General features: G+C 67.4%; 2 protein-coding genes. Both read right to left on the bottom strand.

What is annotated here, in order from left to right:
* Nucleotides 1–41: 41 nt before the first annotated feature.
* On the bottom strand, nt 42–938 hold the full coding sequence (locus AB0M83_RS48570) for an IS3 family transposase (RefSeq protein ID WP_364529655.1): 897 nt from the start codon (nt 936–938) through the stop codon (nt 42–44).
* The gene (locus tag AB0M83_RS48565) at nt 935–1,249 is read right to left on the bottom strand and encodes a transposase (RefSeq protein ID WP_364529652.1); all 315 of its coding nucleotides are present in this window, start codon (nt 1,247–1,249) and stop codon (nt 935–937) included. Before AB0M83_RS48565 ends, AB0M83_RS48570 begins: the two co-directional genes overlap by 4 nt.
* Between the last annotated feature and the right edge of the window lie 78 nt (nt 1,250–1,327).

Here is a 1,327-nt window from a genome sequence, read left to right as displayed (position 1 = left end):
TGGGCTTGCCCCGTTTGGGCGGACAGGGTTGATGAGTTAGCTCAGGCTATCGCAGGTGTGGTAGCCGGCTGGGCTGTTGTTTCGTAGGCGTGGGGACTGAGATAGCTGAGGCTGGAGTGTCGGCGGCGGGTGTTGTACCAGCCTTCGATGTAGTTGAAGATCGCCTGGTGGGCCTGGGTTTTGGTGGGCCAGGGCTGCCGGTCGAGCAGTTCGGTTTTGATGGTGGCGAAGAACGACTCGGCGACCGCGTTGTCCCAGCATTGGCCTTTGCGTCCGACCGAGAGCCGGACTCCGGCGTCGGCGGCGGTGCGGGCGAACTGGGCCGAGGTGTATTGGCAGCCGCGGTCGGAGTGGAAGATTACTCCGGGGTCGGGGCGGCGCTGGGTGAGCGCATCACGCAACGCCGCATCGATCAGGTCGGTGCGCAGGTGATCGGCGGTGGCCCAGCCGACCACCCGCCGGGAGGCGAGGTCGATCACGGTGGCCAGATACAGCCAGCCCTCCCAGGTCGGGATGTAGGTGATGTCCCCGCACCACCGCGTGTTGATGTTCTCGGGGTGGCAGGTGAAGTCGCGGGTGATCAGGTCCGGACGGGCCGGGGCGGCAGGATCGGCGACGGTGGTGGTGCGCCATCGCTTCGGTGCCCGTCCCGCTCGTCCGGCCTGACGCATCAGCCGGGCGACGCGTTTGCGGGAATGCCGATGCCCTTGGGCCCGCAGTTCGGCGTGCACCCGCGGTGCGCCGTAGGTGCCGCGGGACTGCTCGTGCACCAGGATGATTTTCTCGGTCAGCGCGGCGTCGTCGCTGGCTCGTGGGGAGGGGCTGGGGTTGCGGTGGGCGTAGTAGGCGGCACGGGAGACCTTGAGCAGGGCACAGGCACGGGTGACGGTGCCTGCGCCGCTGGCGTTCTCCGCCTCGATGAACGGGTAGACGTTCACCGGGTCTCCTGCGCGAAGAAAGCCGTCGCTCGCCGGAGGATCTCCACGTCCTCCTGCAACCGTTTGTTCTCCCGCCGCAGCGCGGCGAGTTCGGCCTTCTCGTCGCTGGTCAGCCCGTCGGTGCGAGTCCCGGCGTCGCGTTCGGCCTGAGCGATCCACTTCCGGACCACCGAGTCGGTCAGCTCGAAGTCCCGGACCACCTCCGGCACCGTCCGCTCGCCCCGTTGCACCAGATCGACGATCTGGGCTTTGAACTCCGTGGTGAACACCCGCCGAGGTCGCTGCCGCGCACGAGGCTTCTTCTTCGCCATGGGATCCATGATGAGGGACATCCCTTCCAGGAGCTCCCGCCCCTGATCAGAGGTGTCCGCCAAACCGGGTCAAGCCCA

The sequence above is a fragment of the Amycolatopsis sp. NPDC051106 genome (assembly GCF_040682775.1).
Taxonomy (GTDB): domain Bacteria; phylum Actinomycetota; class Actinomycetes; order Mycobacteriales; family Pseudonocardiaceae; genus Amycolatopsis.
The sequence above is the reverse complement of the archived record's forward strand: the minus strand, read 5'-3'. Positions and strand labels throughout refer to the sequence as shown.